The sequence below is a fragment of the Achromobacter animicus genome, from assembly GCF_040775605.1.
Taxonomy (GTDB): Bacteria; Pseudomonadota; Gammaproteobacteria; order Burkholderiales; family Burkholderiaceae_B; genus Achromobacter; species Achromobacter animicus.
Genome location: NZ_JAYGJK010000001.1, coordinates 4883956 through 4897122, shown reverse-complemented (window position 1 = coordinate 4897122; position 13167 = coordinate 4883956). Strand labels below are relative to the sequence as shown.

Sequence of the window (13167 nt, the reverse complement as noted above, 5' to 3'; positions counted from 1 at the left end):
AGGCGCCCGAAGGCGCCCGTTTTTGCATGCCTGAACGGCAAGCGGTCATTACATGGCGTGGCCCATGTTGACGTTCATGTTGTACAGCACCCAGGCCGAACCACCGACGATGATGAAGATGATCAGCACGGTGAAGACAAACGTGGCCAGGTTGTCGCGGGACGACTTCGATGCGCCCATGTGCAGGAAGTACACCAGCTGAACCAGCAGCTGGAGAATGCACAGCGCCACCACGCCGATGATCGTGGCGGTGTGGGACAGCGCGCCGTGCATCACCAGGCCGAACGAGCCGAAGGTGAGCAGCAGCGAGAGCACGAAACCGATGATGTAGGACTTCAGACTGCCGTGATCGGCGGCGTGATCGTCGTGGCCGTGTGCGGCCGCAGCGGAGTGCGACATCAGAGGGCTCCCAGAAGGTAGACAAAGGTGAAGACGCAGATCCAGACGATGTCCAGGAAGTGCCAGAACAGGCTCAGGCACGCCAGACGACGCTTGTTGATCGAGTCCAGGCCATGACGGCGGATCATGTCGAGCATGACGATGATCCAGATCAGGCCAAAGGTCACGTGCAGGCCGTGCGTACCGATCAGCGTGAAGAACGCGGACAGGTAGGCGCTGCGGCCCGGACCGGCGCCGATGCTGATCAGGTGATGGAATTCATAGATTTCCATCGCGATGAAGCCCGCGCCGAACAGGAACGTGACCATCAACCAGCCCATGGCACGGCTCTTGTTGTTGGCGTGCACGTTCAGGTTGGCCATGCCGAAGGTGAAGCTGGACACCAGGAGCAACAGCGTTTCGACCAGGACGAAGTTCAGGTCGAACAGTTCCTTGCCGGACGGACCGCCCGCGGTGGCGTTGGACAACACCGCGAACGTGGCAAACAGCACCGAAAAGATCAGCAAGTCGCTCATCAGATAGACCCAGAAACCGAAAACGGTCTTGGATCCATCGTCGTGATGCGCGTGATCGTCGTGACCCGCGTGGGGGTGAGTGGCTACGGCTTGAATCATGGCTCAGGCGGCCTTCTGCATTTTGTCAAAGTGAGCGTTTTCGATGCGTTCGACTTCCGCGGCCGGGACCCAGTAGTCGACGTCGCGGTCATAGGCGCGAACGATGAACGAACCGATCATGCCCACGAAACCGACGATCGACAGCCACCAGATGTGCCAGATCAGCGCAAAGCACATGACCAGACCAAAGGCGCCAATCCAGACACCAGCGGCGGTGTTCTTCGGCATGTGGATGTCTTCGTACTTGGCCGGGCGCTTGTACGCCTTGCCGCTCTGCTTGTCTTCCCAGAACTGGTCCAGTTCATCAACGTGAGGAACGTGGGCGAAGTTGTAGAAAGGCGCGGGCGACGAGATCGACCATTCCAGCGTGCGGCCATCCCACGGATCGCCGGTGACGTCCTGGTTCTGCTTGCGCTGACGCACGGAGACGAACACTTGCTGCAGCAGGAAGAAGATGCCCAGCATGATCAGCGCGGCGCCAGCCAGCGCGACCAGCAGGTACGGCTGCCATTCGGGGTTGTCGTAGTGGTTCAGGCGACGCGTCATGCCCTTGAAGCCCAGGACGTACAGGGGCATGAAGGCCAGGAAGAAGCCGACGAACCAGCAGTAGAACGAGTAACGGCCCAGACGCTCGTTCAGCGTGAAGCCGAACGCCTTCGGGAACCAGTAGACCATGCCGGCGATGCAGCCGAACACCACGCCACCGATGATGGTGTTGTGGAAGTGCGCGATCAGGAACAGGCTGTTGTGCAGGATGAACGACACGCCGGGGATGGCCAGCATCACGCCGGTCATGCCGCCGATGACGAACACGATCATGAAGCCCAGCGTCCACAGCACCGGCGTCGTGATGCGCAGGCGGCCGCGGTAGATGGTGAACAGCCAGTTGAAGATCTTGGCCCCGGTCGGGATCGAGATGATCATTGTCGCTATGCCGAAGAAGGCATTGACGTTGGCCCCCGCACCCATGGTGAAGAAGTGGTGCAGCCAGACCAGGAACGACAGCACGCCGATGGCGGCCGTGGCGTAAACCATGGACTTGTAGCCGAACAGGGTCTTGCGGGCGAACGTGGCAACGATTTCCGAATACACGCCGAAGGCCGGCAGCACCAGGATGTAGACCTCGGGGTGGCCCCAGATCCAGATCAGGTTCACGTACATCATGACGTTGCCGCCACCGTCGTTCGTGAAGAAGTGCGTGCCCAGGTAGCGGTCCATCGTCAGCAGCGCCAGGGTCGCGGCCAGCACGGGGAAGGCGGCGACGATCAGGACGTTGGTGACCAGCGAGGTCCACGTGAAGATCGGCATCTTCATCAGGGTCATGCCAGGCGCACGCATGCGCAGGATGGTGACGATGAAGTTGATGCCGCTAAGTGTTGTCCCCAGCCCTGATATCTGCAGTGCCCAGAGGTAGTAATCCACCCCCACGCTTGGACTGTAGTCCAGCCCGGACAACGGCGGATACGCGAGCCAGCCGGTCGCGGCGAATTCGCCCACGAACAGCGACAGCATCATCAGCACGACGCCGGCGGCGAACAGCCAGAAGCTCAGCGAGTTCAGGAACGGGTACGCCACGTCGCGGGCGCCGATCTGCAGCGGCACGACGATGTTCATCAGCCCGGTGATGAAGGGCATCGCCATGAAGAAAATCATGATGACGCCGTGGGCGGTGAAGATCTGGTCGTAGTGGTGCGGCGGCAGGAAGCCGGCCGAGTCCGCGGACGCGACGGCAAGCTGCGTACGCATCATGATGGCGTCGGCAAAGCCGCGCAGCAGCATGATCAGCGCAACGATGATGTACATCACGCCGATGCGCTTGTGGTCGACGGTGGTGAGCCACTCCGTCCAGAGGTACTTCCACTTCTTGAAGTAGGTGATGGCGCCGAAGACCGCTAGGCCTCCCAGGCACACGGCGGCCAGCGTAACCATGACGATGGGGTCATGGTACGGAATGGCCTCGAGGGTAAGTTTCCCGAGCATTGTTAGTTGATTCCTGCGATCAGATTATTCGACGTGGAGGTGCACGTGGCGGAGTCCACGCCGGCCATCTTGGTCATCGTGCTGCCCAGAATGAAATCAAACATGGCGGGCGGCGCCGACGAATACTTCACGACCGGGTTGCGCTCGCTGCGCTTGGTCAGTTCCGCATAGACCTCGGGGGTCAGGGCGGTGGGAGCAGCCTTCGCTTCCTTGATCCAGTTGTCGAACCCTTCCTGCGACATGGCGTGCGCCTTGAAGCGCATGCCCGAGAAACCGCCGCCGCTGTAGTTGGCCGAAATGCCGGCGTAGGTGCCGATTTCGCGCGCGTTCAGGTGCAGCTTGGTCTCCATGCCGGCCATCGAATAGATCTGGCTGCCGAGCTGGGGAATGAAGAACGAGTTCATGACCGATGCCGACGTGATCCGGAAGTTGACCGGAACGTCCACGGGGAACGCGATCTCGTTGACCGTGGCGATGTCGTACTCGGGGTAGATGAAGAGCCACTTCCAATCCAGTGAAACCACCTCGATGGTCACCGGCTTGTGTTCGGACACGAGCGGCTTGTAGGGATCCAGCGCGTGCGTGGAGCGCCAGGTGATCACGGCAAGAATCGCCACGATGATACAAGGGACGGTCCAGACGACGGCTTCGATTGCCGTGGAGTGGGCCCACTTGGGCTGGTAGTCAGCTTTGGTGTTGGAAGCGCGGTACTTCCAGGCAAACGCCACGATCATGATGAGGACCGGGATCACGACGATGAGCATGAGCCCGGTCGCTGTCAGCAGCAACGTCTTTTCCTGGATGCCGATATCTCCCTTGGGGGAGAGGATTTCCATGTTGCAGCCGCCAAGCAGCATGACCGCGCCGACGCCAAATATGCGCGTAAGGGTCGCAAGGAGGGGGTGTTTCACGTACAGCCTTGGATGGAAGGTGGGAAATGCTGCAAAGCAGCAGACTGGAATGCTGCTAGGCAGCAACGTCCATCCTATCGGTTTGATCTGGGTCAAGCCTGCGACGAAAGGTCGCATTGCCTGGGAGAAATCCGGCCCAATGGCGGCGGATTCAGGGTTTTCCTAGGGGAGCAGAAGCCCCGAGGGGAGGGAGGGGGTGCGACGATATGTCGCACGTGCACATGGGGGTGTTGTAAAGATGTGTCGCCCCGCACAACTCATTCCGGAAGCACCTCGCGTTCCGGCCCCGGTTTTTTCGCCAGCTTGCGTTGCAGCGAGCGACGGTGCATGCCCAGGAGGCGCGCCGCGGCGGAAACGTTGCCGCCCGTCTCGTGCAGGGCCTGGTGAATGTGCTCCCATTCTAGGCGGTGCAACGGCGTCATGGTCGTTTCGATCGTAACCGTTTCTGGCTTCACCAGACCCAGCGTGCGCAGGATCATGGGCGCCGTCGCCGGCTTGGGCAGATAGTCGTCGGCGCCGCGCTTGATGGCTTCGACGGCGGTCGCCACGCTGGCGTAGCCGGTGACGAGCAGGATGCGCATGTCTTCGCGCAGCGCGCGCAGCGGGCGGATCAGGGTCAGGCCGGAATCTTCGCCCAGGCGCAGGTCGACCAGGGCAAAGGCCGGACGGATTTCCTCGGCCACGCGCAGGGCCTCGGCGATTCCGGTGGCGGTTCGGGTTTCCAGGCCGCGGCGCGACAGGCTGCGCTGCAGGGTGCGCACGTAGAGTTCGTCGTCGTCGATCAGCAGGCCAAGATCGTTTGCATTCATCACATTCAGGTCCCGGGGTTGCCGAGAGGCAAATAAAAGCGGATGCGGGTGCCGCCGCCTTCGGCCGCGGTCATGGTCATTTCGCCGCCCATCTGTTCCACGGTGGCGTGCGACAGGGCCAGGCCCACGCCCAGTCCTCCCGGCTTGCCGCTGTTGAACAGGCTGGTCGCCGGCAGCACGGCATGGTCGGGATCGAAACCCCGTCCGTAGTCCCGGACTTCGCCGCGCAGGGCGCCGTAACCGTATTCCAGATGCAGGTCCACGCGGGGCGCGTCGGCGGATTCCCCCGCGTCCGCGGCGTTGTTCAGCAACGCCTGCAAGAGGTGGGCGATGGCGGGATCGACGCGCAGGCTGGTGGGCAGCGTGCCCGAGCGTTGCAGGTCGATGGTCGGCCGGATCAAACGCCATTGCCCCACGACGCGAACCAGATCCACGGCGGTTGGGACCGCCAGATTGCGGATGCGTTCCCGGCACAGGGCCAGAAGCTGGCTGAGGGTGGTGACGTCTTCCCGCAGGTCTTCGTCGTCCTGGACCTCGGCGGCGATCTCGTCGGTCAGGAGCGTCATCGTGGCGAGCGGCGTGTTCAGCTCGTGCGCCATCGCGGCGGCGTGGGTGGCCAGGGCGACGATGCCTTCGTTGCGCGTGAAGCGTTCGCGCAGGCGGGCCAGCTCGCGCTCGCGGGCGCGCATGTCGGCGGCCAGGCGGGTCGAGAACACCAGCACCACCACGACCGAAATCAGGAAATTGGCGCCCAGACCCCATAGCAGCAGGGTGTGGGGGTCGACGTCGCCGCGCAGGGGCTGCCCGAAGATGGCGGCGGCGCCATAGCCCAGCACGCCGGCCAGCGCGGCGGCCAGCGCCCAGTTGCGAGGCAGCGCCAGCGCGGCCAGGGCGGTCAGGATCAGGAACATCGTGCCGAACGGGTTGCTGATGCCGCCGCTCCAGCCCACCATCCAGGCCAGCACCGCCATGTCGATGAAGAGGTGGCCGAAGGCGGTGGCGTGGGAAAGGTCGCGCGGATGGCGCAGGCGCAGGCTGGCGTAGACGTTGAAGCCGATCAGCATGCCCACGCCCAGCCACAGCGGTTCCAGCGGCAGATCCAGGCCCAGCACGCTGCTGGCGACGAGGACGGTGGCGGCCTGGCCCGCGATGGCGAGCCAGCGCAGGCTGCAGAGGGTACGCAGGAAGGAAAAGGCGGAACTACCGGGCATATCCAGATACAGAGGGCCGGCCAGCCTGCCGGCAGTTACGGGCGCCCGGCTGCGCGGAACGCTGGCATCCGGAGCGCGGCGGCGGTGGCCGGCTGCTGCCCGGGCCGGAAGGCGCGGGATTCGGACGTGCAGGCATTGTATGGTGAATCGGAGGGCGGCGCTGTCGCGGCGGCGGGGCGATGTGTCCCTGATATGTGGCCGCCGATAGGTGAACATGCGAGCATGGAGCGCCAACGATAGGCGTTCAAATGGCGAGATCGCGGTGCGACCCGCCACGCGGCAGGCGCGCGATGAGCGCCTGCCGCCCGTCATCAGTGGCCGTGACCGGCCGCTGGCGCGGCGGTCGCATTCAGCGGCCGGGCCACTGCGTCGATCGGTACGCGCCGCTGCTGAAGGGCCGCGTCTTCCACGATCAGCGTCAGCGCGACGTGATCGCCCGGCACGATCTGCTTGGCCAGGTCGATCAGCATGACGTGGTAGCCGCCGGGTTTCAGGTCCACCGCCTGGCCGGCGGGCAGGTCGATGCCGGCCACCTGGCGCATCTTCATGACGTTGTCCTGCATCGCCATCTCGTGCACTTCCACGTGCTTGGCCGCCTGCGATTCCACGCCGACCAGCCGGCCGGCTTCCTTGGACGTCAGTTGCATGAACACGCCGGTCGCGTGCTGGTTGGGCACGGTCGCGCGCACCCAGGCGTCCTGCACGGACAGGCCGGCGTCCTGCGCCAGCGCAACATGGCTGAATGCGGCCAGGGCCAACGCGAAGACGGCGGCCAGCGGTTTGATCGAAAGCTTCTTCATGAGGGTTTCCTTTATTGGGTCAGAGCACGGTGCGCAGGTCTTGCGCGCATTCCTGCGCGCTCTGCTGATGGCGCAGCGCCACGCGCAGCTTGCCTTCGGCGTCGATGAGGTACGTCAGCGCGGTGTGGTCCATGGTGTAGGACGAGCCGGTCGGGACCTTCTGGTAGAACACCTTGAAGGCCTGGGCGGCGGCGCGGGTCTGTTCCGCCGTGCCGCGCAGACCGACGAAGCCGGGATCGAAGGCCTGGGTGTAGGCGCGCAGGATCTCAGGCGTGTCGCGCTCGGGATCCACGGTAATGAAGAGAACGCGCAGCTTGTCGGCATCCTTGCCCAGCAGCGTCTTGATCTCGACGGCGCGGGTCAGCGCCGTCGGGCAGATGTCCGGGCATTGGGTGAAGCCGAAGAACAACATGACCGGATGCCCGCGGTAGTCGGCCAGGGTGCGGGTTTTGCCGTCGGTGTCCTGCAACTGGAAATCGCCGGTGGTCATGCCGGACAGGTCCATGCCGTGCAGCGGCGGGGCGTCGGGACCGCAGCCCGCCAGCGGCAGCAGCGCCAGTGTCGACAGCAGCAGACGGCGACGCGGGTCGGGCACGCCCGGTGTGGGGGCGGCGCGCGTCACGCTGGCGGGCGTGCGCGAAAAAAGGGAATTCATTGAAACCTCTGGATTGACGAGTCGGCCACGCGGTCTGGCCGCGCGGCAAGTGCCGTCCGCAGCGCCTTACTAATTAGTAAGGGGCGTGGACGATCCTGGACGAAGTCATGCCAGCGGCGGCGGCGCGCGCGAACCCAGCGGCGGACCGTGGGCGGGCTGCGCGGGCAGGGCGCGATGCGCAGGAGGGAAGACAGGGTGTCCGGCGGCCGTCAGCAGCAGCGGCGTCATGGCCGGCGCGGTGGCGGGCGTGACGTGGACAAGCAGGCCGAAGGGACATTGCGCGCCGGTGTTCGCGTTGTCGTGCGGGGCCTTGCCGCCGTCATCGGCCGGCAGCGCCACGCTGAATGACGACACGTTGCCCGCCGCCGAGCAGAATGTGACCTCGAGCCGGCCATCGTGCAGCGCCCGGGCGTCCGGCATGTAGCCAGCGGGAACCAGCGCCCGCAGCGCCAATGCCAGGATCGCCAGCCAAAGCACGGCGTCGGCGCGCAGGGCGCGCAGCATGCACAGGAGGCGGGTCGACGAAGGCATGCAGGCATTCTATGCCAAGCGTTCCCGATTTCTTGGTACCCTTGAACGCACTTCTTTCCGACACGCGACCCCGTGCCCCAGGTTTCAGAGCTTTCCTTGTCCGTTTCGACTTTGTCCGCCGCCAGTTTGTCCAATGCCGACCCGTCCGCCGGGCCGGGACGCGCGGGCTCATATTCCCGTCTATGGCTGGGCGCGCTGATGGCGGCGCTGCTGGTATTGCTGACCGCCTGCGGCACGACCAAGGTCCAGCCGGGCTATTACCGGGTCCAGTCGGGCGACACGCTGTACCAGATTGCGCGCAAGGAAGGTACGACAGTCAGCAACCTGGTCCGGTGGAACAAGCTGTCGAACTCCAATTCGATCGAAGTCGGCCAGGTCCTGCGGGTCGAGCCGCCCGCCGGCCAGGCGCGCACCTCGCCGCCCAGCAAGGCCAGCACCAAACCCAAACCCGCGCCGCGCGCCACCGCGTCATCCGGCAAGCGGCGCACGGCGCCGCCGGGCGCGATCTCGCTGGTCTGGCCCGCGCAGGGCAAGGTCACGCGCGGCTACGACGGTTCCCATTCAAACGGCATCGTCATCAGCAATTCCGCCGGCACGCCCGTCGTGTCCGCCGCGCCCGGCACGGTGGCGTATTCGGGCAGCGGCTTGCGCGGCTACGGGCATCTGGTCATCGTCAAGCACAACGCCAGCTTCCTCAGCATCTACGCGCACAACAGCAAGCTGCTGGTCAAGGAAGGGCAACGCGTGTCGCAGGGCCAGAAGATCGCCGAGATGGGCAACAGCGACAGCAAGCAGGTCGGGCTGTATTTCGAACTGCGCTATGACGGTCAGGCGGTCGACCCGGCGGGATCCCTGCCGCCGAAGTAGCAGACGGCGGCTTTGCGCCAAGTAAAACAGTCTCCAACTTGCGGCGGGTGTCTGACACCGAGTTCTTTCATCGGGTGTCAGACACCCGGATCTACGGCGCTTCCTGCGTCAGCGTCGATACAAACGCCGCCGTGCGTGAATCACTCGGATTCGTGAACACCGACCGCGAATCCCCGGCCTCCACCACCACGCCATCCAGCAGAAACACCACTTCCCGCGACACGCTGGCCGCCAGCCGCAGATCATGCGTGGCCATCAGCATCGTCATGCCTTCCGCGGCCAACTGACGCAGCACATCCACCACTTCCGCCGCCAATCCCGGATCCAGCGCCGAGGTCGGCTCGTCGCACAGCAGAACCCGCGGCGCCGGCGCCAGCGCGCGGGCGATCGCCACGCGCTGCTGCTGGCCGCCGGACAGATTCGCCGGCCAGGCTTCCGCCTTCTCCAGCATCCCCACCTTGCGCAGCAATTCCTCCGCCCGCGCGCGTGCACGGTCGGCGGGCCACTTCTGTACCGTCACCAACCCTTCCATCACATTGCCGATCACGGTCTGATGCGGAAAAAGCTGAAAGTTCTGGAACACCATGCCGGTCTGCTTGCGCACCGCCTGGACCTGTTCGCGCGCCAGCTTGCGGCCGGGTTCAAAGTCGACCGTTTCCGGACCGATCTCCAGCCGCCCGCGATCCGGCACTTCCAGCAGGTTCACGCAGCGCAGCAGCGTGCTCTTGCCGCTGCCCGACGGGCCGATCAATGCCGTGACGCTGCCTTCGTCGATCTGGACATCCACCTGCTTGAGCACGGGATTGCCGCCGAAGGACTTTTCGATTTTTTCAAGGCGGATCATCGGGTCTTCTCGCTAAACATCGCATGCTGGCCAAAGCGCCGTTCCAGCCGCACTTGCGCGGCGGACAGGACCGAACTGAACGCCAGGTAGATCAGCGCCGCTTCCGTATAGAGAATCAGCGGCTCATACGTGACGGCCGCGATGCGCTGCGCGGCCTGGAAGATTTCCGGCACCGTCAGCACCGCCGCGAGCGACGTGTCCTTGACCAGCGCGATGAACGAATTGGACAGCGGCGGCACGGCCACGCGGGCCGCCTGCGGCAGGATCGTGCGGCGCAAGGCCTGGCCGCGCGTCATGCTGAGCGAATAGGCTGCTTCCCACTGCCCCTTGGTGATCGATTCGATCGCGCCGCGGATCACTTCGGAGTTGTACGCGCCGACGTTCAGCGTGAAGCCGATCAGCGCCGCGGGCAGCGGGTCCAGCACGATGCCCACGCTGGGCAGGCCATAGAAGATCACGAACAGCTGCACCAGCAGCGGCGTGCCGCGGATGAGCCAGACGTAGAAGCGCACCACCGCTACCAGCGGCGCGGGCCCGAACAGCCGGATCAGCGCCACCACGAACGCCAGCGCCAGCCCCAGCGCAAACGACATCAACGTCAGCGGAACCGTGAAGACCAACCCCGCGTGCAGCAGCGGCCAGAACGAGTCCGCCATCAGCTGCACCCAGGCCGGCACCGACCATTCGCCTATTTTTGCCAGCAGCCAGTCGGGCAGGACGGCGTGCAGCCAGGGGGGCAGCGTCATGGGCGCTCCAGTGGTTTATTGCGCGGACAGGTCCGTGCCGAAGTACTTGACCGAGATCGTCTTGTACGTGCCGTCAGCCTTGATGTCGGCCAGCGCCTTGTTGATGGCGGCCTGCAGCTCGGGGTTGTTCTTGCGGATCAGGACGCCCGAATTGCTGAACTCCGCCGTCTTGTCGGTGGCCGCAATCTTCACGCGGGCGTTGGGCTTCTGCTTCTTGAAGTCCAGGAACGACAGGTTGTCATTGACGGTGGCTTCGACGCGGCCCGAGGTCAGGAGGTCGATGGCTTCATTGAAGCCCTGCACGGCGACCACTTCCGCGCCGTGGTTCTGCGCCAGCTTGCCGAAGTTGCTGGTCAGCGTGTTGGCGGACTTCTTGCCCTTCAGGTCTGCAAAGGATTTGATGCTGGTGTTGTCGTCGCGCACGATCAGCACGGCGGCGGACGAGATGTAGGGATCGGAGAAGTCGTACTTGGCGCGGCGCGCATCCGTGATGCCCACCTGGTTGATGACGGCGTCGTAGCGCTTGGCGTCCAGACCGGCGATCAGGCCGTCCCACTTGCCTTCGACGAATTGCGCCTTCACGCCCAGGCGCTCGGCGATGGCGCGGCCAATGTCCACGTCAAAGCCGGTAAGCTTGCCCGATGCGTCGTGGAAGGTGAAAGGCGCGTAGGTGCCTTCGGTGCCGATCTTGAAGACGCCCGCGGATTTGATCTGGTCCAGTTCGGACTGGGCATGGGCGGCGGACAGGGCGGCGACCTGCACGAGGCCGGCGATGAACAGCGTACGGAAGAGTTTCATGGCAATGCTCCACGGATGATCACTGTGGAGAGCATGTGGGCCTGCAATGCCCTCCGGCGTAGCGGCACTCTAACAACCGGCCTATTTTTCCACAAAGCATATGGAATAGTAAAAATATAGCTACAAGTCATATAGCTTTACCGAACGCCCGGGCAGTCGGTCCGGGATCCTTCTGGCGTTACGTTGACGGAGACGGGTGTGGAACAGCAATGGAACAGGCGTGCGTTCATGGTGGCGGCAGCGGGCGCTGCCGCGGCGGGGGCAATGCCCACGCAGGCCGCTGGCGGCGCGGCGCCCATGCCGGGCGGCGGCAGCATCACCGATGTGGCGGGCTTGCGGGTGGGGCATTACACCGAGACGCGCCGGCCCACCGGTTGCACGGTCATCATTGCCGAGGCCGGCGCGACGGGCGGCGTGGACGTGCGCGGCGCGGCGCCGGGCACGCGCGAGACCGACCTGCTCAACCCGATCAACATGGTCGACAAGGTGCACGCGGTGGTGTTGACGGGCGGCAGCGCGTTCGGCCTGGACGCGGCGTCGGGCGTGATGCGCTATCTGGAAGAAAAGAAGATCGGGTTTGACGTGGGCGTGGCCTTCGTGCCCATCGTTCCAAGCGCGGTGCTGTTCGACCTGGGCGTGGGCGACGCGTCGGTGCGGCCCGATGCCGCCGCCGGTTACCAGGCCTGCCGGTCGGCGACCGCCGACGCGCCGCAGGAAGGCAACGTGGGCGCGGGCGCGGGGGCGACGGTGGGCAAACTGTATGGCCCCAAGCGCGCCATGAAGGGCGGCATCGGCAGCGCGTCGCTGACGGTGGCGGGCGTGACGGTGGGCGCCATCGTTGCGGTCAATGCCGTGGGCGATGTGCTGGATCCGGCCACCGGGCGCATCCTGGCCGGCGCGCGCACCGAAGACGGCAAGATGCTGTTCGACACGCGCGCGGCCATCCTGGCGGGCGACCTGCCCAAGTCGATGCGCGCGGGCGCGGCCACCACCATCGGCGCCGTGGCCACGGATGCGCGGATCACCAAGGCCGAAGCCCAGAAGATCGCCGGCATGGCGCACGACGGCCTGGCGCGCACGATCAACCCCATCCACACGATGCTCGACGGCGACACGATCTTCGCGCTGGGCACGGGCGCGTCGGGCAAATCCGCCAACGTGATGCTGCTGGGTGTCATGGCTGCCGAGGTCATGGCGATCGCGGTGCAGCGCGCGATCCTGTCCGCGCGCGCCATTGACGGCTATCCGGCCGCGGTGGATTTCGTGGGGTGATGCCGCTGACCCGCGCCTGTCACACAAGCCCGCCATGATGACAAGCGCCGGCACGACGCCGGGGCGGGGGCGCACATGCAGGAAGGTGAACGACTCAATGGCGTGACGCATCTGGCCGGGCTGGCGCTGGCGGTGCTGGCTTCCGGCGCCTTGATCACCCGCGCGGCCGAGCTGCGCGTGGACACGCGGCAGATCGTCAGTTGCGCGGTGTTCGCGGCGTCGATGATCGCGGTGTATGCATCGTCTTCGCTGTTCCACTGCACGCAAGGGCGCCGCAAGGCGATGTGGGCCAAGGCGGACCACTGCGCGATCTATCTGCTCATAGCCGGTACGTACACGCCGCTGGCGTACGGCCCCGTGGATCATCGGTGGGGCGCCGCGATGGGGGTGGCGATCTGGCTGCTGGCCTTCGTGGGTATCAGCCGCGAACTCTGGTGGGCGCGCAATGCGCCGCCGGCCTTGCCGCTCTATTTGCTGATGGGATGGCTGGGTGTGGCCTTTGCCGCGCCGATCGCCGGCGCGCTGTCGACGGCGGGGCTGACGTGGCTGTTGGCGGGCGCCGCCATCTACACGATCGGGACGCTGTTCTATGCCAACGACAAACGCTGGCGCCATGCGCACGGCATCTGGCATCTGTTCGTCATGGGCGGCACGGCCTGCCATTTCGTTACGGTCTTCGGCTTTCTGGAGCACGCGCCAACCTAGCGCGCCTTGCTTCACGCCGACGGCG

General features: G+C 65.2%; 15 protein-coding genes. 3 read left to right on the top strand and 12 right to left on the bottom strand.

Annotated elements, in window-relative coordinates; genetic code table 11:
• Window positions 1–48: 48 nt before the first annotated feature.
• The 9 genes from cyoD to AB3147_RS22405 all read right to left on the bottom strand — a co-directional run bounded on the left by cyoD (window position 49) and on the right by AB3147_RS22405 (window position 7910).
• Complete coding sequence (cyoD, locus tag AB3147_RS22445) at window positions 49–399, bottom strand: cytochrome o ubiquinol oxidase subunit IV (protein ID WP_175124443.1); 351 nt, start codon at window positions 397–399, stop codon at window positions 49–51.
• The gene (gene cyoC / locus AB3147_RS22440) at window positions 399–1013 is read right to left on the bottom strand and encodes a cytochrome o ubiquinol oxidase subunit III (RefSeq protein WP_056326361.1); all 615 of its coding nucleotides are present in this window, start codon (window positions 1011–1013) and stop codon (window positions 399–401) included. The genes cyoD and cyoC overlap by 1 nt, the downstream gene beginning before the upstream one ends.
• Before the next feature lie 3 nt (window positions 1014–1016).
• Window positions 1017–2993 (bottom strand): cytochrome o ubiquinol oxidase subunit I, encoded by a 1977-nt coding sequence (cyoB, locus tag AB3147_RS22435; protein WP_175124444.1) that lies wholly within the window; start codon window positions 2991–2993, stop codon window positions 1017–1019.
• A gap of 2 nt (window positions 2994–2995) precedes the next feature.
• Window positions 2996–3904: a ubiquinol oxidase subunit II gene (gene cyoA / locus AB3147_RS22430; protein WP_175124445.1), complete on the bottom strand. Its 909-nt coding sequence runs from the start codon at window positions 3902–3904 to the stop codon at window positions 2996–2998.
• Window positions 3905–4161: 257 nt separating this feature from the next.
• Complete coding sequence (locus tag AB3147_RS22425; protein ID WP_056558235.1) at window positions 4162–4713, bottom strand: response regulator transcription factor; 552 nt, start codon at window positions 4711–4713, stop codon at window positions 4162–4164.
• Window positions 4714–4718: 5 nt separating this feature from the next.
• Window positions 4719–5924 (bottom strand): ATP-binding protein, encoded by a 1206-nt coding sequence (locus tag AB3147_RS22420; RefSeq protein ID WP_175124446.1) that lies wholly within the window; start codon window positions 5922–5924, stop codon window positions 4719–4721.
• Window positions 5925–6235: 311 nt separating this feature from the next.
• Window positions 6236–6724: a copper chaperone PCu(A)C gene (locus AB3147_RS22415; RefSeq protein WP_367352991.1), complete on the bottom strand. Its 489-nt coding sequence runs from the start codon at window positions 6722–6724 to the stop codon at window positions 6236–6238.
• Between the two features lie 19 nt (window positions 6725–6743).
• Window positions 6744–7379 carry an SCO family protein gene (locus tag AB3147_RS22410; RefSeq protein WP_367352990.1) on the bottom strand — a complete coding sequence of 212 codons (636 nt, stop codon included), beginning with the start codon at window positions 7377–7379 and terminating at the stop codon, window positions 6744–6746.
• 105 nt (window positions 7380–7484) lie between these two features.
• Window positions 7485–7910 (bottom strand): DUF2946 family protein, encoded by a 426-nt coding sequence (locus AB3147_RS22405; protein WP_175124449.1) that lies wholly within the window; start codon window positions 7908–7910, stop codon window positions 7485–7487.
• Between the two features lie 198 nt (window positions 7911–8108).
• Here AB3147_RS22405 and AB3147_RS22400 point away from each other — a divergent pair, with 198 nt between their 5' ends.
• Window positions 8109–8777: a peptidoglycan DD-metalloendopeptidase family protein gene (locus AB3147_RS22400; RefSeq protein ID WP_175124570.1), complete on the top strand. Its 669-nt coding sequence runs from the start codon at window positions 8109–8111 to the stop codon at window positions 8775–8777.
• Window positions 8778–8868: 91 nt separating this feature from the next.
• On the opposite strand, the gene AB3147_RS22395 is transcribed toward AB3147_RS22400, so the two are convergent.
• The 3 genes from AB3147_RS22395 to AB3147_RS22385 all read right to left on the bottom strand — a co-directional run bounded on the left by AB3147_RS22395 (window position 8869) and on the right by AB3147_RS22385 (window position 11165).
• Window positions 8869–9621: an amino acid ABC transporter ATP-binding protein gene (locus AB3147_RS22395; protein ID WP_218343061.1), complete on the bottom strand. Its 753-nt coding sequence runs from the start codon at window positions 9619–9621 to the stop codon at window positions 8869–8871.
• Window positions 9618–10298 carry an ABC transporter permease subunit gene (locus AB3147_RS22390; protein ID WP_056327000.1) on the bottom strand — a complete coding sequence of 227 codons (681 nt, stop codon included), beginning with the start codon at window positions 10296–10298 and terminating at the stop codon, window positions 9618–9620. Before AB3147_RS22390 ends, AB3147_RS22395 begins: the two co-directional genes overlap by 4 nt.
• A gap of 84 nt (window positions 10299–10382) precedes the next feature.
• Complete coding sequence (locus AB3147_RS22385) at window positions 10383–11165, bottom strand: amino acid ABC transporter substrate-binding protein (RefSeq protein WP_105240302.1); 783 nt, start codon at window positions 11163–11165, stop codon at window positions 10383–10385.
• Between the two features lie 228 nt (window positions 11166–11393).
• Between AB3147_RS22385 and AB3147_RS22380 the strand changes: the two genes are divergently transcribed.
• Together AB3147_RS22380 and trhA are read left to right on the top strand one after the other, a co-directional pair.
• A complete protein-coding gene (locus AB3147_RS22380; RefSeq protein WP_438861031.1) occupies window positions 11394–12437 on the top strand; it encodes a P1 family peptidase in 1044 nt (347 codons plus the stop codon).
• 75 nt (window positions 12438–12512) lie between these two features.
• Window positions 12513–13142 (top strand): PAQR family membrane homeostasis protein TrhA, encoded by a 630-nt coding sequence (gene trhA, locus AB3147_RS22375; RefSeq protein WP_367352988.1) that lies wholly within the window; start codon window positions 12513–12515, stop codon window positions 13140–13142.
• The last annotated feature ends 25 nt before the right edge of the window (window positions 13143–13167 follow it).

Excerpts from the sequence above, each read along its gene's own strand:
- cyoC (WP_056326361.1), bottom strand. The coding sequence starts at position 1,013 with ATGATTCAAGCCGTAGCCACTCACCCCCACGCGGGTCACGACGATCAC.
- AB3147_RS22400 (WP_175124570.1), top strand. The coding sequence starts at position 8,109 with ATGGCGGCGCTGCTGGTATTGCTGACCGCCTGCGGCACGACCAAGGTC.
- AB3147_RS22425 (WP_056558235.1), bottom strand. The coding sequence starts at position 4,713 with ATGAATGCAAACGATCTTGGCCTGCTGATCGACGACGACGAACTCTAC.
- cyoD (WP_175124443.1), bottom strand. The coding sequence starts at position 399 with ATGTCGCACTCCGCTGCGGCCGCACACGGCCACGACGATCACGCCGCC.
- AB3147_RS22380 (WP_438861031.1), top strand. The coding sequence starts at position 11,394 with ATGGTGGCGGCAGCGGGCGCTGCCGCGGCGGGGGCAATGCCCACGCAG.
- AB3147_RS22405 (WP_175124449.1), bottom strand. The coding sequence starts at position 7,910 with ATGCCTTCGTCGACCCGCCTCCTGTGCATGCTGCGCGCCCTGCGCGCC.
- trhA (WP_367352988.1), top strand. The coding sequence starts at position 12,513 with ATGCAGGAAGGTGAACGACTCAATGGCGTGACGCATCTGGCCGGGCTG.
- AB3147_RS22410 (WP_367352990.1), bottom strand. The coding sequence starts at position 7,379 with ATGAATTCCCTTTTTTCGCGCACGCCCGCCAGCGTGACGCGCGCCGCC.
- cyoB (WP_175124444.1), bottom strand. The coding sequence starts at position 2,993 with ATGCTCGGGAAACTTACCCTCGAGGCCATTCCGTACCATGACCCCATC.
- AB3147_RS22415 (WP_367352991.1), bottom strand. The coding sequence starts at position 6,724 with ATGAAGAAGCTTTCGATCAAACCGCTGGCCGCCGTCTTCGCGTTGGCC.
- AB3147_RS22385 (WP_105240302.1), bottom strand. The coding sequence starts at position 11,165 with ATGAAACTCTTCCGTACGCTGTTCATCGCCGGCCTCGTGCAGGTCGCC.
- AB3147_RS22395 (WP_218343061.1), bottom strand. The coding sequence starts at position 9,621 with ATGATCCGCCTTGAAAAAATCGAAAAGTCCTTCGGCGGCAATCCCGTG.
- AB3147_RS22420 (WP_175124446.1), bottom strand. The coding sequence starts at position 5,924 with ATGCCCGGTAGTTCCGCCTTTTCCTTCCTGCGTACCCTCTGCAGCCTG.